This is a genomic window from Niveispirillum sp. KHB5.9 (assembly GCF_048066115.1).
In the GTDB taxonomy this organism is placed as follows: Bacteria; Pseudomonadota; Alphaproteobacteria; order Azospirillales; family Azospirillaceae; genus Niveispirillum.
Genome location: NZ_JBLTYX010000001.1, coordinates 1,084,658 through 1,101,796, shown reverse-complemented (window position 1 = coordinate 1,101,796; position 17,139 = coordinate 1,084,658). Strand labels below are relative to the sequence as shown.

Genomic DNA, 17,139 nt, shown 5'->3' with positions numbered 1-17,139 from the left:
TATTCCTTCCAGGATGACGCATGGTGCCAAGTCCAACCCGATCCTGTCCATCGCCCGGTACCACGGCAAAGACCGTCTCCTCATCGTCCCTATTCATCGCGGACATAGGGGGCCGATGCCGCGCGGGAATATTCCGCATGAGCAGGTAGGATTGGACGGCGGCGGCGGCGGGCGGATAGCGTCGGTTCAAGAGGGGCGGCGGCCCCATCCCATCAGAACAAGGATACGATGCTTTGAGCGGGAGCAGACGACGCGTTCTCATTTCCGGGGCCAGCATCGCGGGTCCGGCGCTGGGCTATTGGCTGCATCGGCATGGGTTCGACGTCACGCTGGTGGAGCGGGCGCCGACCATCCGTCTGGGCGGCTATGCCATCGATGTCCGTGGCACGGCGATCGACGTGATCGAGCGCATGGGCATCCTGCCGGCGCTGAAGGCCGCGCATGTCCATACCCGCAAATTCACCTTCATCCGGCGGGACGGCCGCAAGGTGGGCTCCATCGATCCCGACGCACTGATGGGGGCCGAGGCGCACAAGGATGTGGAACTGCCGCGCGGCAGCCTGACCTCGATCCTCCACGACCTCACCCGCGACAAGTTCGAGTATATATTCTCCGACCATGTCACGGCGCTGGAGGATGGTCCCGACGCGGTCGCCGTCACCTTCCAGAGCGGGCAAAGACGCAGCTTCGACCTCGTGATCGGTGCCGACGGCCTGCATTCGCGTACCCGCGCCATGGTTTTCGGCCCGGAGGAGCGGTTCAGTCGCTATCTCGGCTATTGTTTCGGTGTCTTCACCATGCCCAACGAATTCGGCATGGTGCGCGAAGGCTGCGTCTTCAACGCGCAGCAGAAGATGGCCGGCCTGTACGCGATCGGCGATCAGGCCTGCATCCATGGCATCATGGTGATGAAGATGCCGGAGCCGCCGCGGGACGCGCTGGGCGACGCCGGCTGGCAGCGCCGGGCGCTGCATGACGGGTTCGGGGGTGAAGGCTGGATGGTGCCGAACCTGCTGAAGGGCCTGGACCGCAGCGACGATCTCTATTTCGATACGATGATGCAGATCCGCATGCCCAGCTGGTCGCGGGGCCGGGTGGCGCTGGTCGGCGATGCGGCCTTCGCGCCGTCCTTCTTCTCCGGCCAGGGCACCAGCATCGCGCTGGTCGGGGCCTATGTGCTGGCCAGCGCCCTGGCCAGCCATGCCAGCCACGAGGCAGCGTTCAAGGAATATGAACGTCTGGCGCGCCCCTTCATCGAGGCCAACCAGGCGACGGCGGCGGATGGCAGCTCGATCATGGTGCCGGACAATTCCACCAAGCTGTGGCTGCGCAACAGCATGATCCGCCTGTCACCGCTGCTGTCGCGGCTGGGCCTGGTCAGCCGCAATTCCCGCAAGGTGCACAGCCTGCTGGATATCGCCACCGTGCCGCAGCCAGCACCCGTCTCCAGCGGATCGGCATGAGGCATGGGCACGCATATCGATCTCGGCCTGGAAATCTTCGCGGCGGCCCGCGACCGTATCCGGCCGCTGGCCTTGCGCACGCCGCTGCTGCGCCTCCAGGTCGCGGGACGGACCGACATCTATCTCAAGTGCGAGAATTTGCAGGCCGTCGGGTCCTTCAAGATCCGCTGCGGCGCCAATGCGCTGCTGCGGCGGCGCGAACTGGCACCGTCGGGGGTGTTCACCGCCAGCGCCGGCAATTTCGCGCAGGGGCTGGCCTATGCCGGCCGGGCGCTCGGCTGCCCCGTCACCAGCTATGTTCCCGAAACGGCGGCGGCGAGCAAGGTGGAGGCGCTGAAGCGGCTGGGTGCCCGCGTCATTGCCGTACCCTATGGTGATTGGTGGGCCATGCTGGCGCAGCCCGGCGACGATCCCGCCTTCATCCATCCCGTCACCGATCCCGACGTTCTGGCCGGCAACGGCACCATCGGCCTGGAGATCCTGGAGGATCTGCCCGATGCCGCCACCATCCTGGCACCCTATGGCGGTGGCGGCCTGTCGGTCGGCATCGCCGCCGCTTTGAGGGGTGCGGGGTCCGATGCCAGGGTCGTCGCGTGTGAGACGGAGGCCGGGGCACCGCTGACGGCGGCGCGGGCGGCGGGCGGGCCCGTCACCATCGATTTCAACCCAAGAACCTTCATCACCGGCATGGGCGGCCCCGCCGTCCTGCCGTCCATGTGGCCGCTGGCCAGGGCGCTGGTGGCGGACACGGCTGTGGTGTCGCTTTCCCAGGTGGCGGGTGCCATCCGGCTGCTGGTGGAACGCCATCACCTGGTGGTGGAAGGGGCGGGGGCGGCGACGGTGGCCGCGGTCCCGGACCGGGATTTCCCCGGCCCCGTGGTCTGTATCCTGTCCGGCGGGCATCTCGATCCCGGCCATCTGGTGACCATCCTGCAAGGGGGCGTGCCATGAGGGCGCCGCCGGCCCCTTTCCGCATCCTGGGGCGCGAGGCCATCCGGACGGCATTGCCGCTGGCCGCCTGCATCGACCTGATGCGCGACACGATGATGGTTGTCTCCAACGGCGGGGCGAGGCTTCCCCTGCGCACGGTCATGCCGTTGCCGGGAGAGGCGGGTGCCTTCGCCCTGATGCCCGGCTTCCTGGAAGATCCGGCGGCGCTGGGTGCCAAGCTCTTGTGCCTGATGCCCGGCAATGCGGCGCGAGGCCTGTCTTCCCATACCGGCGTCGTGCTGCTGTTCAACAGTGCGACGGGGCAGTTGCAGGCGCTGCTGGACGCTGCCGAAATCACCGCGCTGCGCACGCCGGCGGCGACGGCAGCCGCCAGCCGCGTGCTGGCCCGGCCGGATGCCGGCGACCTGGCCCTGCTGGGAACCGGTGAGCAGGCATTCGCCCATCTGGCGGCGCTTTCCCTGGTCCATCCGCTGCGCAGCGTCCGGCTATGGGGCCGCGACCCGGAAAAGGCCCGGAGCTTCGCCGCCCGGGCGCAGGTATCGATCGCCGCCCCCATCACCGTCTGCGGGTCGGTCGAGGCCGCGGTCGACGGGGCCGACCTGATCTGCACGGCCACCGCCTCTGCGGAGCCCATCCTGCGGGGCCGGTGGATCGGTGCCGGCACGCATGTCAACCTGGTGGGGGCAAGCGTCCAATCCGCCGCCGAAATCGATGGCGAGGGGGTCCGCCAGGCCCGCTATTTCGTGGATTACCGCCCGTCGGCCCTGGCCCAGGCGGGGGAACTGGCTCGTGCGGTGCAGGCCGGAGAGGTCGGCTGGGATCATATCGCCGCCGAGATCGGCGAGGTCCATCTTGGCCGCCATCCGGGCCGGGCCGATGGTGACGACATCACCCTCTACAAGTCGCTGGGCATCGCCGCCCAGGACCTGGCCGCCTGCACCGCCGTACTCGCTGTGGCCGAGGCGGAGAACCTGGGTCTTCTGGCCGAACTATAATCATATCCGGAGTCCACTCATGTGCCTTGACCTGAAGCGGACGGATGCGATCGCCACGATCACGCTTGCCCGGCCCGACCGGGGCAACGCGATCAATATCGAGCTGGCCGATGCGCTGCTGGCCGCCGTGACGGCGTGCGAGGCCGATGCGTCCGTCCGCGCCATCGTGCTCACCGGTGCGGGCGCCCTGTTCTGCGCGGGCGGCGATATCGACGCTTTCGCCCAGGCCGGAGAAGAGGCGCCTGGGCTGATGCGACGGCTCACCGGGCCGGTCCATGCCGCACAGGTGCGGCTGGCCCGGATGCGCAAGCCGCTGGTCACGGCGATCAATGGTGCTGCCGCCGGGGCGGGACTGGGCCTGGCGGTCATGGGGGATGTGGCCTTCGCCGCCGCGTCCGCGACCTTCATCGGCGCCTATGGCGCCGTCGGGCTGTCGCCGGATGTGGGGGCCAGCTGGTGGCTGCCCCGGCTGGTCGGTCTGCGCCAGGCGCAACGCCTGCTGCTGCTGGGTGAGAGGATCGATGCGGTGGAGGCGGAACGGATCGGCCTGGTGACGCGGGTGGTGCCGGATGCGCAGTTGATGGAAGCGGCAATGGCGGTGGCCGGGTGCCTTGCCCACGGATCGCCGACGGCATTCCAGCGGACGCGGGCCCTGCTGCTGGACGCGCCCCTGGCCGATCTGGAGACCCATCTGGACCTGGAAGTGCGGGCTCTGACGGCATGCGCCGCAGGGCCGGACGCGGTGGAGGGCATCGCCGCGTTCCGGGAAAAGCGGCGGCCCTGCTTTAGCGCCTGATGGCATCGGCCGCCCGTCAGCGGGCGACCGCGTAACCTTGCATGCCGCGCGGGTTGGCGGCGGCGCGGATGATCGGATTGCCGCCGTCGCGATCGAAGGCGCAGGCGGAAAGCCGGCCTTCCGACCAGTCGCCGCCGACCGTGACCGCATGGCCCCGGCGCGTCAGTTCCTGGACCGTCTGCTGCGGATAGCGTCCTTCGACGGTCAGCGTCCCCAGTGCCACTTCGCGCGGCCAGAAGCTGGCCAGCATGTGGTCGGTGTGGAAGGCCGGGGTCTCGATCGCCGCCTGCAGGGGCAGGCCGCACTGGCGATGATAGAGCCAGAGCAGCAGCGACCATTGGTCCTGCTGGTCACCGCCGGGCGTTCCGAAGGACAGATAGGGCCGCCCCTGGCGGAACGCCATCGATGGCGTGAGCGTGGTGCGCGGGCGCCGGCCCGGGCGCAGGCTGCTGGCCAGGCCCGGTTGCAGCCAGAACATCTGCATGCGGGTGCCCAGCGGAAATCCCAGTGCCGGCACCACGGGGCTGGATTGCAGCCAGCCGCCCGACGGCGTGGCCGAAACCATGTTGCCCCAGCGATCGACCACGTCCAGATGGCAGGTGTCGCCCGTCAGGCTGGGGCCGTCCTCCGCCGGGGTGGTGGTGCGGGCCATGGTCGGCTCACCACCGCCGGCGGCCGCCGATGGCTGGCGGCCGCCCAGTGGCACCACGGGCGGGAAGGGGGGCTTGCGGCCGGCGACCGCCCCTGGCCGCAATTCCGTGCTGGCCCGGTCGGTAATCAAGGAGCGACGTTCACTGGCATAGCGGCTGCTCAGCAGGGTTTCCAGCGGCACGTCCGGATCGTCGCCATACCAGGCGTCGCGATCGGCCATGACCAGCTTCAGGGTTTCGGTGACCAGATGGACGAAGTCCGGGTTGGTCGGCGCATAGCGCCCGATATCGAACCCTTCCAGGATGCGTAGCGCCTGCAGAAGCGACGGGCCCTGGCTCCAGGCCCCGCATTTGAAGATTGTGTAGTCGCCCTGGTCGACGCCGCATGCCTGTTCGATCGGCGGGCGCCAGCCGGCCATATCCGTGGCGCGTAGCAGCCCGCCATGCCGGCGGCCGCTGACATCCATGGCCTCATGGGTGCGGCAAAAGCCGTCGATGGTTTCCGCCACCTCGCCTTCGTACCAATGGCGCAGTGCTGCATCGATCTGCCCCTCGCGCGAGGAGGAGGCGCTTTCCGCCTGGCGCAACAGGCGCTGGTAGAAATCGGCCAGCGCCGGGTTGGCGAACAGGCTGCCGGCCTGCGGCGTCTCACCATTGTGCAGGAAGATGGCGGCGGAACTGCGCCAATCATCGACGAACAGGTCGCGCACGGACGCGATGGTACTGGCGGTATTGGGCAGCAGCGGGTGCCCATGCCGTGCATAATGGATGGCCGGTTCCAGAACCTGGCGGAGCGGTACGGTGCCCCAGTCGCGCAGCATGGTCAGCCAGGCCCCGAAGGCGCCGGGGACGCAGGCCGCCAGCAGGCCGGTCGCCGGGATGAGGTCGAGGCCCAGCGACTGGAAACGCTCGATCGTGGCGGCGGCTGGCGCGACGCCCTGCCCACAGATCACGGTGGGGGTCTCATCCTCCGCGCGGGCCACGATGATCGGGGCGTCACCGCCGGGGCCGTTCAGGTGCGGTTCCACCACCTGCAGGGTGAAGCCGGCCGCCGCGGCGGCATCGAAGGCGTTGCCGCCCGCTTCCAGGATGCGCATTCCGACCGCCGATGCGATCCAGTGGGTCGAAGCGACCGCACCGAATGTTCCACTGAGCTCAGGCCGCGCCATGAACCGCTTCATCTACCCTCAACCCCTGTCCGGATGTGTCCGCGTGAATGGGGCGGAGTATTCCGCAAGTGGTTTCGGCAGCGCCAAGACCTCTTCCTCATCGATCTCATTCAGCATTGTAATAGCGGGGGGATCGTCCCAAGACCTGTTGCGCGACGCGGCTGCGCGCGAGCATCATGCCCGATGATCACCGGCCGCCCGCGGCCCGGGATGTTGCAAAGCGATGATCGGGAGAAAATGCGTTGGAGCTACGCCAGCTTCGCTATTTCAAGGTGATCGCCGATGCGGGCAGCTTCGCGGCCGGGGCGCAGCAGCTCCGGGTGGCGCAGCCCGCGCTGAGCCGTTCCATCGCCAAGCTGGAGGACGAGGTGCAGCGCAGCCTGTTCATCCGCCACAGCGCCGGTGTGACGCTGACCGATGTGGGCAGGCGGGTCTATGAGCATGCGGAACGCGTGCTGGCCAGCGTGCGCGACCTCATGGACGGCGTCACCGCCGAGGAGACGGAACTGAGCGGCATGGTGAAGCTCGGGGCGCCGCGTTCCGTCCTGGCCCAGCTGGTCATGCCCGTGGCTGCCGATTTCCTGCGGGCGCATGCCGGTTGCCAGCTGGACCTGGTGGAGAATTCCGGCGCGCGCCTGAAGGAGCAGGTGCTGGAAGGCGCCCTGGATCTGGCCGTCCTGCCACACAGCATCGATGCGGGCATGCATCTGACGCCGCTGGTGCGTGAGAAGATCTGCCTGATCTGCCGGGTGGAGGACCGGTCCAGCTTCGGGCCGGTGGTCGCGGTGGAGGAATTGCTGACCCTGCCCTTGATCCTGACCGGCTATCCCGACAGTCTCCGGCTGTTCCTGGAACGCCAGGCCCCGCACCTTGCCGACCGGTTGAAGTTCCGGAGCGAGGTGAACAGTTCCACCTCCCTGGTCGATCTGGTCCTGCGGGGGGTTGGGTTCGGCGTCGCCCCCTGCTGCGTTGTGGCGCAATGCCCGACCGGCCTCTCCTACGTGCCGGTAGAGGATCTGGGGGTAGCCTGGGTGATCGCGACCAATTGGCAGCGCCGGGGGCTGCGGGCCGTCCAGCAGGTGGAGGCCATGTTGATCGAGAGCGTGAAGGCGCAACTGGCCCAGGGCAGCTGGCCGACGGCGCAGCCGCCGCTATAGGCCTGCCGGCAATGCCGGACGCTCATGGCATGCATTGCCCGAAGCTTTTGGACGGTCGGCGATCGGACGCGATAGGGTCGCGGATAACGGGAACGATTGAAGGGGCCGGTGCGATGGCGCAGGTCGATGTGAATGGTCTGTCGCTGCGCTATGACGAAAGCGGCGCGGGCGAACCGCTGATATTGCTGCACGGCCTCAATGCCGACCGCCGGCAGTTCGACTGTTTCCGGCCGCATCTGGGTGACGGTATCCGTGCCATCGCCCCTGATCAGCGGGATGGGCCGGACAGCCCGTTCGACGCCCCCTATGCTATGGCCGATCATGCCGACGACGCGGCCGAACTGATCGCACAGCTGTGTGGCGGTGCGGCCCATGTCTTCGGTACATCCTATGGCGGTGCTGTCGCGATGACGCTGGCCATCCGGCATCCACACCGGGTGAAGACCCTGACGCTGGGCGCCACCGCCCCCTGTTTCGACCAGTTCAAGGCGCCGGACGTGGCGTCGGTCGCGGAACAGGGGGCGGTGGCGGTCCGCCGCTTCGTGATGGAACATTTCTTCACACCCGACGCCATCGACCATGACCGGGCGCTGATGCAGGCGGTGGAGGACAGTTTCGTTGAACGGTCACCGCAGGCGGGCACCCGGCGCATGGCGGCGATGAAGGGGCACGACGTGCGGGACCGGCTGTCGCATATCAGTGCCCCGACCCTGGTGCTGCAGGGTGAATTCGACCCGATCATCGCGCCGGAGGTCAGCCGGTCCCTGGCCGGGGCGATCCCCGGCGCGCGGCTTGCCATCCTGCCGGGGGTGCGGCACGGCATCTCGATGCAGGGTGCTGGTCATGTCGCTGGTCTGGTCCGGGATCACGTCCTGGCCCCCGCCTGACCGGCACCGTCAGAACCGTTCGTTGATAAGCTCCTCGCTCTTCTCCCACAGCGCCCTGGCGGTGTCGGCATCGACCGCATATTCGCGCACGCCCTTGCGGATGGTGTCGCCATGGGCCAGCCCCGCGACATTGCAATCCTCGCAGTAACGGCCGCCGACCGCCGCGCCATCGGCGGCGACCGCCGCCCAGACCGATGTCGCGGCGGCCTGCGGGATGGTCTTCAGCTTGAAGGCGGGCGCGCCCGTCTCGGCCTTGGCGACGGCATTGATGCGGGCGACCAGCGCGTCCATGTCGGCCTGGGAGACATCGCGCTTCAGCCCGGTATCGGCCCCGCCGGGATGCACGGCGGTGGCACGGATGCCGCGATCCTTCAGGCGGCGGTCGAGTTCGACCGCGAACAGGGCGTTGGCGGTTTTCGACCGCCCATAGGCGACCCAGGGATCATAGGCGGCGGTCTCGAAATTCGGGTCCTGAAGGTCGACATCGGAGAACCGGTGCGCCGCCGATGACATGATCACCACCCGGCCGCCATCCCTGATCAGTGGCGCGATGCGGTTGATCAAGGTGAAATGCCCCAGATGGTTGGTGGCGAACTGTGCCTCGAACCCATCGACCGTCCTGGCGAACGGGACGGCCATGATGGCGGCATTGGCGATCACGGCATCGAACGGCCTTGCGTCGGCGACCAGTGCGTCGGCCGCGGCGCGCACGCTGGCCAGCGAGGCGAGATCGAGCGTGATCAGGCTGAAGCCGCCCCCACCCTTGGCCGCCGCCGCCCGCACGTCAGCGCTCGCCTGCTCCGCCCGGGCAAGGTCGCGTACCGCGCCCACCACTTCCGCCCCATGCGCCACCAGTGCGCGGGCCGTCTCCAGGCCCAGGCCGGAGGAGGTGCCGGTGACAAGGATGCGCTTGCCTGAAAGTGTCAGGCCGGCCAGCACGTCGTCGGTCGTGGTCGTTACATCGAATTGGGTCATTGACGTTTCCTCATCGGTCAGTGGATGCTGTCATCCTGTCCCGGGCATGATATCGGACCAACGCCGCGCCGGACTGCCGGATCGGAGCGATTGCTTGCCCAATCCGATCAAATCCGACCGACCGACTGCGGGGACACCGCCGATGCAGGACATGATGGAGACGATGCGGCGCCGGGTGTTGCGGCATGCCGGCGCGCCCGCCACGCAAACCCCGATCGCCCGCTTGAGCCTGAGCGTGCTGACCCGGCCCGGCAGCGGTGTGGCCACCATCTTCACCCCCGTCACCTGTTTGATCCTGCAGGGGTGCAAGCGGGTGACGGTGGGGGAGACGACGCTGGAATATGACAGCGCCCGCTATTTCGTGGCCTCGCTGGACCTGCCGGCGATGGGGCAGATACTGGAAGCCAGCCCGGACAGGCCCTATGTCGCGGTCGGCCTCACGCTGGACCGGTCGATCCTGGCCGACCTGATCGCCAGCCTGCCGCCGGGGCTGATCGGGCAGGAACCGGTGATGGCCGATCAGCCCTGCTTCGGGACCGGTCCGGTGACGGTTGATCTGCTGGAGGCCTGGGGCCGGTTGCTGGCGCTGATGGACCAGCCGGAGGATGTTCCGGCACTGGCCGCCGCCCGCGAGCGGGAGATACTTTATCGCCTGCTGCGCGGGCCCTCGGGTGGCCATCTCTGCCAGATCGCGCAGGCGGACAGCCGTCTGGCACGCATCCGCCACGCCATCGAGTGGATCGGCAGCCATTTCGAGGAACCGCTACCCACGTCGATGCTGGCCGGGATCGCGGGGATGAGCGTGGCGTCCTTTCACCGGCATTTCCGGGCGGCGACGGCGATGAGCCCGCTGCAATACCAGAAGACCATGCGGCTGCACATGGCGCGCCGGCTGCTGGCATCGGGGATGGAGGCGGGCAACGCCGCCTATTCGGTTGGCTATGAAAGCCCCTCGCAATTCAGCCGCGAGTATAGCCGCGCCTTCGGTGCGCCGCCGTCGCGTGATGCGGAACGGCTGGTCGCACCGTAAAGATCGCTACCGCACGCCCTTGATGAAGGCGACGCAGAGCGTGCCCAGCACGATGAACCCGATCCCCATGGGGAACAGCACGCCATAGGTTCCCACCACGCTGACCATGGCACCGGCCAGGCCCACGCCCAATGTCTGCGACAGGGTGGTGGTCATGTTGATGATGCCCAGATCCTTGCCGGCATCATCCTGCGACGGCAGGACCTTGGTGATCAGCACATAATCCACCGACCCGAAGCCGCCGAAGCCGGCGCCGATCAGGAAGGAATAGACGACCATGCCCGTGAAGGTGGGGAAGGCCAACGGTATCAGGATGGCACCCACCATCAATGCGGCGCAGACATAGATCAGCGGCCGCGTGACGCCCAGCCGGTCGCTGAGCCATCCCGCCAGCGGCGTGCCGATGGCGGCACCGGCCATGCCGGCCAGGCCCATGGCCGGCACGTTCTTCACCGCGTCCGCACCCAGCCCGACATAGTCCTGCAGGATGTAAAGCAGATACACCTTCAGTGGGAAGAAGCCGGTCAGCATCAGGAAGCGGCCCAGGAAGGTCCAGCCGAAGGCCGGATACTTCACCGGATTCACCCAGAAGGTGGACAGCAGCCTGGACAGGCTGAACGGTGTCTTCGGCTCCCCGATATTGGATCGGCGGTTCACCGCCACGAAAGTGATGATGGCCGCCAGCAGCAGGGTGCTGATCACGGCATAGCCCAGGACCATTTCCTGGGCGAAGGCGGCACCGAATACCTGCCCGAACAGCACGCCGGTAAGATGGGAAAGCCCGATGGCGGCGGAGAATATCCCCCGGCGCGCCACGGGCACCCGTTCCGGGATATAGACGGTGATCGGGGTGAACACCAGGTTGGTGCTGACCTGGATCAGCAGCCAATAGATGGCCAGTTCCGTGATGCTGTCGGCATGGGCCAGTAGCAGGGCCAGGACGATGGTCGCCCCCGCACCGGCCAGCATCCAAGGCCCCCGCCCGCCGATCCTGCTGCGGGTCCGGTCGCTGAGCGCGCCGGCGACCGGGGCGGTGAACAGCGCCCCGATCGCCCCGATGCCGATGACGAAGGCCAGCCCGCCCGCTGCCCCGCCAGGGTCGATCTTCTGGACCTGCAGGGCCAGGAAGACCGATTGCAGGGCCGTCCAGAACAGGAACAGCGTGACCGCGGCGAGCCCCAGCGTGACGAGCAACCCGACCAGCCGCAATTCGCGCAGGCTGGGTGCCGCCGTCCCGGGGATGGACCCACCGGTACCGGTGGCGGTCTCTTGACGAGCAACGGACATTGGCGCTCCTTATGCGCGACCATGGATATCAGGCGGGAGGCGGTGGCAGGTTGTCCCCTACCGCCCGTACCGTTCCAGCAGGTTGAAAAGGGTGCGGGCCGGCTGTTCGGACGGCAGGTAGTTGATGAACCAGCCCTCATACTCCCCGGCGATGGAGCCCTTGAAGCCATGCTTGGCCAGCATGTCCAGCAACTCCTTGTAGGGCGTGTTGGGTTCCTCGCCATCGGCGTCGAACATATGCGCCTTGGCGTGGCAATGGACCGTGTATTTCAGCAACGGTTCGAAGGTGGAAAGCGGGTTGGTCTGGATCTGCCCCGGTGCGTTGGGCCCCTGCCAGCAGGAGAAGTCGGGGACCAGCCGGAACCAGGGTGAATCCACCGCTTCCAGCGCCTCCTGGTAATAGGAGGGCGGATGCGGGGCGTGCAGTTCCACGCCCCAGATCACGCCATATTTCTCCAGCGTGGGCAGGACGGCGTTGACGAAGTCGACCAGTTCGCCCACCGGCTCCGCGTTGAAGGCCGGGCGCATGATCCTGGCGCCCAGATGCGCGGTCAGGGCGATGACCCGCTTGGCATTGTGGATCAGCTCGTCCCGGGTCTGGGGGCGGTCGCTGCGGATATTCTTGCCGAAATAGCAGCTGAAACAGAAGATCTCCATGTCCAGCGAGGCCACCAGTTCCCGGATGGCGGTCAGATCATCCAGGTTGGGGTTGGGCCAGCCGGGAATATGCTGCTCCGCGATGATCTCGACGCCGTCGCAGCCGATCTCGGCGGCTTTGCGGATGGCATCATGGACGTTCATCTTGCCAGCATGGATGTCGGCGCCGAAGGTGTAGAGGCTGAGGCCGAGTTTCATGTCAACGCATCTCCAGTTCGCCGGTCAGCCGGTAGGGCAGCGTGTCGTTCGGGAAGCCGTAGCTGAAGGTGGTGCGCATATCGATGTCGACACCGACCTGGTTCGTCGCGGTCAGGATATCGGCCAGTGCGGGGTCGGTGAGGAACAGTTCCGCCACCTCGCCCATGCCCCACCAGATCTCGTGCAGGTTCTTGGCATAGGCGGCGGGGATCCGCTGCCCGCGCAGCGCGATGAAGGTGTCCGCCTCCGGCACCACGTGGCCGTTCACACTGATCTGGATGAAGGACACGGTGGACAGGTAGGTGCCCGTGTACCAGGGGTTGCGGATTTGCAGGCGCCAGCCGGTGTCCGTCCGCTCGATCAGGGGAGAGGCGAACAGGTCGCGCTGGGCGACGCGGGAAAAGACAACGATCCCCTGCTTGGCCCGGTCGGCCTGGTTCCTGTTGGTGCGCTGCAGCTCGGCGCTCATGGGCGTCTCCTCGGCATTTCTTGTTCTCCGGTACGCTTTGGACAGGGAAAGGGCGTCATCGTCTCCGGATCACGCCGGGACGTCGGATGGGGCCTTGCGGGACCGCGGCCGTCAGGCGGGCGGCATTCGGCACATGGATGACGAACATGTGCCATTCCCGGTCCGGGGCACTGCGGCGTCCCGGCATGGTCGCGGTCTGGGACATTCCCGTCCCCGCGCGGCCATGATTTGGCTTCTCCAGGAATATCAGGCTTTCATCTGACATGCAAGGTGCGCGATCCGGGATGGATTTTGGGCGCGATCGCAACAATTTCCCATGTCCAGGGGCCGAAATCCGACGGATCACGCAGAGGATATCGATGAAATTGCCAGAATCTAGAATGCTTGCATTCCAGTTTGATCGCTTGTATCACCGTTATCAGGCATGCGCCGCTGGCGCCGGGACCTCGCCCCACCGCCGGGGCGGCCCTTGCCGCTTATCAAGCTCGAGATGCGCCGCGGAGCTGCCCGCGAGACCGAACCCCGCTCGTCGTCCGTGCGGCCGGGAACGTTCGGCCATCAATCAAAAAGCAAAACGGGGGGGGGGGAAGGATGCGGCGGCTACGCATGGGATTGATCGGCGGCGGACCGGGGGCGTTCATCGGCCCGGTTCACCGCCTTGCCGCCGAACTGGACCGGGAGATCGAACTGGTCGCCGGCGCCTTCAGCAGCGATCCCGCCCGGTCGCGGCAGGCGGGGGAGGCCTATCGCATCGATCCGAGGCGGGCCTATCCCGATGTCGCAACGATGCTGGCCACGGAGGCGGGGCGCGACGACGGGATCGATTTCGTCACCATCGCCTCTCCCAACCACCACCATTTCACCGCGGCGCGCATGGCGCTCCGCGCCGGCATCGCGGTGATGAGCGACAAGCCCGCGACGGCAACGCTGGCCGAGGCGAAGGAACTGGCCGCCATCATCGCCCGCACCGGCCGGCCCTATGGCCTGACCTACACCTATTCCGGCTATCCGCTGGTGCGCGAGGCCCGCGCCCGGGTGGCGGCGGGTGCCCTGGGTGGGGTGCGCAAGCTGGTGGTCGAATATCCGCAAGGCTGGCTGGCCGGTGCGGCGGACGGCAAGCAGGCGCTCTGGCGCGTCGATCCGGCCCAGGCGGGGGAAGGCGGGGCCATCGCCGATATCGGCGTACACGCCTTTCACCTAGCGGAATTCGTGACCGGGCTGCGCGTGACGCAGTTGCTGGCCGATCTGGCGGCCGTCGTGCCGGGACGGGCGCTGGATGATGATTGCCAGGTGCTGCTGCGCTTCAACAACGGCGCCCGCGGCGTGCTGCTGGCCTCGCAGATCATGGTGGGGGAGCGCAACGGGCTGCGCCTGCGCGTCTATGGCGACAAGGCTGGCCTGGACTGGTGCCAGGAACAGCCCAACATCCTGACCTGGCGCCATGGCGACGGAAGGACGGAGATCATCCAGGCCGCCGATGCCGCGTTGGGCCCCGATGCGCGCTGGGCCACCCGCCTGCCGGGTGGGCATCCGGAGGGCTATCTGGAGGCCTTCGCCAATCTTTACCGCGACTTCGCCCGGCAACTGCGCGGGCAGGGGGACGGGCTGCTGCCCGGCATCGATGACGGGTTGCGCGGCATGGCCTTCATCCATCTGGCCGTCACCGCCAGCCGCGCCGGTGCCGGCTGGGTCGAATTCGAGGTTTGACAGACATGCGCACGATCAAGGGACCCGCCATCTTCCTGGCGCAGTTCGCGGGTGACAAGGCGCCGTTCAATACCCTGGACGCCATCGCCGGCTGGGCCGCGTCACTGGGTTACAAGGGGGTGCAGATCCCCAGCTGGGATGCCCGCCTGTTCGACCTGGAAAAGGCGGCGCACAGCCGGGATTATTGTGACGAGGTGCTGGGCACCCTGGCCCGCCATGGGCTGGCGCTGACCGAGCTTTCCACGCATCTGCAAGGCCAGCTGGTGGCCGTGCATCCGGCCTATGACGCGCAGTTCGACGCGTTCGCGGCACCGTCCGTGCGCGGCAACCCCAAGGCGCGGCAGGAATGGGCCGTGGGCCAGATGCATCTGGCCGCCCGCGCCAGCCGCAATCTGGGGCTTGAGGCACATGCCACCTTCTCCGGTGCGCTGGCCTGGCCCTATCTCTATCCCTGGCCGCAACGTCCGGCCGGGCTGGTGGAGGATGCGTTCGCGGAACTGGGGCGCCGCTGGCGGCCGATCCTGGATGCGTTCGACAGCCACGGCGTCGACCTCGCCTACGAGATCCATCCCGGCGAGGATTTGCATGACGGCGTCACGTTCGAGCGGTTCCTGGAGGAGGTGGGGGGCCATGCCCGCGCCAATATCCTCTATGATCCCAGTCACTTTGTGCTCCAGCAGCTGGATTATCTGGCCTTCCTGGACATCTATCGCGAGCGGGTGCGCTGCTTTCATGTCAAGGATGCCGAATTCCGACCGACCGGTCGGTCGGGCATCTATGGCGGCTATCAATCCTGGGCCGACCGGCCCGGACGGTTCCGGTCGCCGGGCGACGGGCAGGTCGATTTCGCGGGCATCTTCTCCCGTCTGGCACAGTATGATTTTCCCGGCTGGGCCGTGCTGGAATGGGAATGCGCGCTGAAGCACCCGGAGCAGGGGGCGGCCGAGGGCGCGCCCTTCATCGACCGGCATATCATCCGCGTCACGGAGCATGCATTCGACGATTTCGCCGCGGCCGGTGCCGACCGGGCACTGAATGCCCGCGTCATGGGCATCGCTTGATCAACGATAATCGGGGGGAGGCGACGCAAGAATGGACGAGTTCGATTATATCGTGGTGGGGGCGGGTTCGGCCGGCTGCGTCGTGGCGCGGCGGCTTTGCGATGATCCGGCCAACCGCGTGCTGCTGGTGGAGGCGGGGGGCACGAACCAGAGCGTGTTCATCAAGATGGCGGCCGGGTTCGCCAGGATCATGGGGCAGCCGGAATATTACTGGTCCTTCCCCGTCGTGCCGCAGGCCGGCCGCCGTGCCGAACGGCACAGCTATGGCCGCGGGCTGGGCGGCTCTTCCGCGGTGAACGGCACCTGGTACCTGCGCGGCCAGCCCCGTGACTTCGACGGCTGGCGCGATCGGGGCCTGCCTTCCTGGGGCTGGGATGCCATCGAACGCGCCTATCGCCAGATCGAGGGTTATCGCGCGTCCGCCGCCGATCCGTCACGCGGGCAGGACGGGCCGCAGCAGATCACGCAATCCACATATAAGGGCCCGGTCTTCGATGCCATCGTCGGGGCCTGCCGCGAGATGGGCATTCCCTGGACCGAGGATATCTGTGCCCCCGCGGCGGAGGGTGTCGGGCGGACCCAGTACACGGTCAACCGCCAGGGCCAGCGCGCCTCGGCCTATGAATCGTTCCTGGCGCCCGTGCGCCACCGCCCCAACCTGACCATCGTCACCGATTGCTTGGTGAAGCGCATCGTCATTGAGGGCGGGCGGGCCGTTGCCGTGGAATGCGCGCGCGGGGGCGAGGCCGTGCGCTATGCGGCGCGGCGCGAGATCGTGCTGTCGGCCGGGGTCTACCACTCGCCAAAGCTGCTGATGCTGTCGGGCATCGGGCCCGGCGCGCATCTGACGCAGCAGGGCATCCAGGTCGTGCGTGACCTGCCGTCGGTGGGGGAGAACTGGTGCGATCACCAGAAGCTGGGCATCTCCTACGACCTGCGCAATCATCCGGGCCTGAACCGGGAATTCAGGGGCTGGCGGCTTTCCCGCAATGCCCTGCGCTATTTCCTGACGCGCACGGGGCCGATGGCGCGGGTCGGCATGCCGGTCACGGCCCTGGTCTCCGGTGAGGGCGCGCCGGCGGACTGGCCCGACATGCAGCTGGCCGCGTCCCCCTTCGCCATGCGCACGGTCAAGGAAATGGCGGCCAATCCCGGCAGCCCCATCTCCGATCAACCCGGCATCACCTTCGCCGGCTTCCATCTGCGGCCCAAGGGCCGGGGCCATGTCCGGCTGGCCAGCGCTGATTTCCGTGACGCCCCCATCGTCGATCCACGGTTCTGGAGTGAGGAGGAGGACCAGCGCAAGGCGGTGGAACTGTTCCGCCTGCTACGCCGGATGGCGGGTGCCAAGGCCCTGTCGCCCTATGTCGGGGAGGAGCGGCAGCCCGGTGGGGCCTGCCGGAGCGATCAGCAGATCATCGATGAACTTCGCACCCTCACCGATCCCGGTCTGCACGGCACGGGGACCTGTTCGATGGGCACCGATCCCGCCAGCGCCGTCGTCGATGATGCCTGCCGGGTGCATGGCATCTGGGGGCTGCGGGTGGTCGATTGCTCGATCATGCCGACGCCCGTGTCGGGCAATACCAACGGCCCCGCCATGGCCATCGGCCAGCGCGCCGCCGATTTGATCCTGCGGCGGGCATGATTGGTGGGGGACAAGCGAAATGGGCCCGCGGAAAATCGC

At 67.6% G+C, this 17,139-nt stretch carries 15 protein-coding genes; 10 read left to right on the top strand and 5 right to left on the bottom strand.

Annotated elements, in window-relative coordinates:
• Window positions 1-233: 233 nt before the first annotated feature.
• Genes ACM9HJ_RS04500 through ACM9HJ_RS04485 form a run of 4 tightly spaced genes read left to right on the top strand, consistent with a single transcriptional unit; the run spans window position 234 to window position 4,205 of the window.
• Window positions 234-1,463, top strand: coding sequence for an FAD-dependent monooxygenase (locus tag ACM9HJ_RS04500; RefSeq protein WP_416570493.1), 1,230 nt, complete (start codon window positions 234-236; stop codon window positions 1,461-1,463).
• Window positions 1,464-1,466: 3 nt separating this feature from the next.
• Window positions 1,467-2,414 (top strand): threonine ammonia-lyase, encoded by a 948-nt coding sequence (locus ACM9HJ_RS04495; RefSeq protein WP_416570492.1) that lies wholly within the window; start codon window positions 1,467-1,469, stop codon window positions 2,412-2,414.
• A complete protein-coding gene (locus tag ACM9HJ_RS04490) occupies window positions 2,411-3,409 on the top strand; it encodes an ornithine cyclodeaminase family protein (RefSeq protein WP_416570491.1) in 999 nt (332 codons plus the stop codon). The genes ACM9HJ_RS04495 and ACM9HJ_RS04490 overlap by 4 nt, the downstream gene beginning before the upstream one ends.
• A gap of 19 nt (window positions 3,410-3,428) precedes the next feature.
• A complete protein-coding gene (locus ACM9HJ_RS04485; protein WP_416570490.1) occupies window positions 3,429-4,205 on the top strand; it encodes an enoyl-CoA hydratase/isomerase family protein in 777 nt (258 codons plus the stop codon).
• Window positions 4,206-4,221: 16 nt separating this feature from the next.
• Here ACM9HJ_RS04485 and ACM9HJ_RS04480 read toward each other — a convergent pair whose 3' ends face one another.
• Entirely contained in the window at window positions 4,222-5,952 is a 1,731-nt protein-coding gene (locus ACM9HJ_RS04480) for a gamma-glutamyltransferase family protein (protein WP_416570489.1), read from the bottom strand.
• 314 nt (window positions 5,953-6,266) lie between these two features.
• Between ACM9HJ_RS04480 and ACM9HJ_RS04475 the strand changes: the two genes are divergently transcribed.
• A complete protein-coding gene (locus ACM9HJ_RS04475) occupies window positions 6,267-7,181 on the top strand; it encodes a LysR family transcriptional regulator (RefSeq protein ID WP_416570488.1) in 915 nt (304 codons plus the stop codon).
• A gap of 113 nt (window positions 7,182-7,294) precedes the next feature.
• Entirely contained in the window at window positions 7,295-8,068 is a 774-nt protein-coding gene (locus tag ACM9HJ_RS04470; RefSeq protein ID WP_416570487.1) for an alpha/beta fold hydrolase, read from the top strand.
• Window positions 8,069-8,077: 9 nt separating this feature from the next.
• On the opposite strand, the gene ACM9HJ_RS04465 is transcribed toward ACM9HJ_RS04470, so the two are convergent.
• The gene (locus tag ACM9HJ_RS04465; protein ID WP_416570486.1) at window positions 8,078-9,043 is read right to left on the bottom strand and encodes an SDR family NAD(P)-dependent oxidoreductase; all 966 of its coding nucleotides are present in this window, start codon (window positions 9,041-9,043) and stop codon (window positions 8,078-8,080) included.
• Window positions 9,044-9,185: 142 nt separating this feature from the next.
• Between ACM9HJ_RS04465 and ACM9HJ_RS04460 the strand changes: the two genes are divergently transcribed.
• On the top strand, window positions 9,186-10,073 hold the full coding sequence (locus ACM9HJ_RS04460; RefSeq protein ID WP_416570485.1) for an AraC family transcriptional regulator N-terminal domain-containing protein: 888 nt from the start codon (window positions 9,186-9,188) through the stop codon (window positions 10,071-10,073).
• A 6-nt stretch (window positions 10,074-10,079) separates the two neighbouring features.
• On the opposite strand, the gene ACM9HJ_RS04455 is transcribed toward ACM9HJ_RS04460, so the two are convergent.
• Genes ACM9HJ_RS04455 through ACM9HJ_RS04445 form a run of 3 tightly spaced genes read right to left on the bottom strand, consistent with a single transcriptional unit; the run spans window position 10,080 to window position 12,684 of the window.
• A complete protein-coding gene (locus tag ACM9HJ_RS04455) occupies window positions 10,080-11,360 on the bottom strand; it encodes an MFS transporter (protein WP_416570484.1) in 1,281 nt (426 codons plus the stop codon).
• Window positions 11,361-11,417: 57 nt separating this feature from the next.
• Window positions 11,418-12,215 carry a sugar phosphate isomerase/epimerase family protein gene (locus ACM9HJ_RS04450; protein WP_416570483.1) on the bottom strand — a complete coding sequence of 266 codons (798 nt, stop codon included), beginning with the start codon at window positions 12,213-12,215 and terminating at the stop codon, window positions 11,418-11,420.
• A gap of 1 nt (window position 12,216) precedes the next feature.
• Complete coding sequence (locus ACM9HJ_RS04445) at window positions 12,217-12,684, bottom strand: C-glycoside deglycosidase beta subunit domain-containing protein (RefSeq protein ID WP_416570482.1); 468 nt, start codon at window positions 12,682-12,684, stop codon at window positions 12,217-12,219.
• Between the two features lie 606 nt (window positions 12,685-13,290).
• Here ACM9HJ_RS04445 and ACM9HJ_RS04440 point away from each other — a divergent pair.
• Genes ACM9HJ_RS04440 through ACM9HJ_RS04430 form a run of 3 tightly spaced genes read left to right on the top strand, consistent with a single transcriptional unit; the run spans window position 13,291 to window position 17,100 of the window.
• Complete coding sequence (locus ACM9HJ_RS04440; RefSeq protein WP_416570481.1) at window positions 13,291-14,391, top strand: Gfo/Idh/MocA family oxidoreductase; 1,101 nt, start codon at window positions 13,291-13,293, stop codon at window positions 14,389-14,391.
• Window positions 14,392-14,396: 5 nt separating this feature from the next.
• Window positions 14,397-15,452 carry a sugar phosphate isomerase/epimerase family protein gene (locus ACM9HJ_RS04435; protein WP_416570480.1) on the top strand — a complete coding sequence of 352 codons (1,056 nt, stop codon included), beginning with the start codon at window positions 14,397-14,399 and terminating at the stop codon, window positions 15,450-15,452.
• Window positions 15,453-15,483: 31 nt separating this feature from the next.
• Window positions 15,484-17,100 (top strand): GMC family oxidoreductase, encoded by a 1,617-nt coding sequence (locus tag ACM9HJ_RS04430; RefSeq protein ID WP_416570479.1) that lies wholly within the window; start codon window positions 15,484-15,486, stop codon window positions 17,098-17,100.
• The last annotated feature ends 39 nt before the right edge of the window (window positions 17,101-17,139 follow it).

Excerpts from the sequence above, each read along its gene's own strand:
- ACM9HJ_RS04470 (WP_416570487.1), top strand. The coding sequence starts at position 7,295 with ATGGCGCAGGTCGATGTGAATGGTCTGTCGCTGCGCTATGACGAAAGC.
- ACM9HJ_RS04430 (WP_416570479.1), top strand. The coding sequence starts at position 15,484 with ATGGACGAGTTCGATTATATCGTGGTGGGGGCGGGTTCGGCCGGCTGC.
- ACM9HJ_RS04480 (WP_416570489.1), bottom strand. The coding sequence starts at position 5,952 with ATGCGCATCCTGGAAGCGGGCGGCAACGCCTTCGATGCCGCCGCGGCG.
- ACM9HJ_RS04450 (WP_416570483.1), bottom strand. The coding sequence starts at position 12,215 with ATGAAACTCGGCCTCAGCCTCTACACCTTCGGCGCCGACATCCATGCT.
- ACM9HJ_RS04440 (WP_416570481.1), top strand. The coding sequence starts at position 13,291 with ATGGGATTGATCGGCGGCGGACCGGGGGCGTTCATCGGCCCGGTTCAC.
- ACM9HJ_RS04460 (WP_416570485.1), top strand. The coding sequence starts at position 9,186 with ATGCAGGACATGATGGAGACGATGCGGCGCCGGGTGTTGCGGCATGCC.
- ACM9HJ_RS04455 (WP_416570484.1), bottom strand. The coding sequence starts at position 11,360 with ATGTCCGTTGCTCGTCAAGAGACCGCCACCGGTACCGGTGGGTCCATC.
- ACM9HJ_RS04465 (WP_416570486.1), bottom strand. The coding sequence starts at position 9,043 with ATGACCCAATTCGATGTAACGACCACGACCGACGACGTGCTGGCCGGC.
- ACM9HJ_RS04485 (WP_416570490.1), top strand. The coding sequence starts at position 3,429 with ATGTGCCTTGACCTGAAGCGGACGGATGCGATCGCCACGATCACGCTT.
- ACM9HJ_RS04490 (WP_416570491.1), top strand. The coding sequence starts at position 2,411 with ATGAGGGCGCCGCCGGCCCCTTTCCGCATCCTGGGGCGCGAGGCCATC.
- ACM9HJ_RS04495 (WP_416570492.1), top strand. The coding sequence starts at position 1,467 with ATGGGCACGCATATCGATCTCGGCCTGGAAATCTTCGCGGCGGCCCGC.
- ACM9HJ_RS04435 (WP_416570480.1), top strand. The coding sequence starts at position 14,397 with ATGCGCACGATCAAGGGACCCGCCATCTTCCTGGCGCAGTTCGCGGGT.
- ACM9HJ_RS04445 (WP_416570482.1), bottom strand. The coding sequence starts at position 12,684 with ATGAGCGCCGAGCTGCAGCGCACCAACAGGAACCAGGCCGACCGGGCC.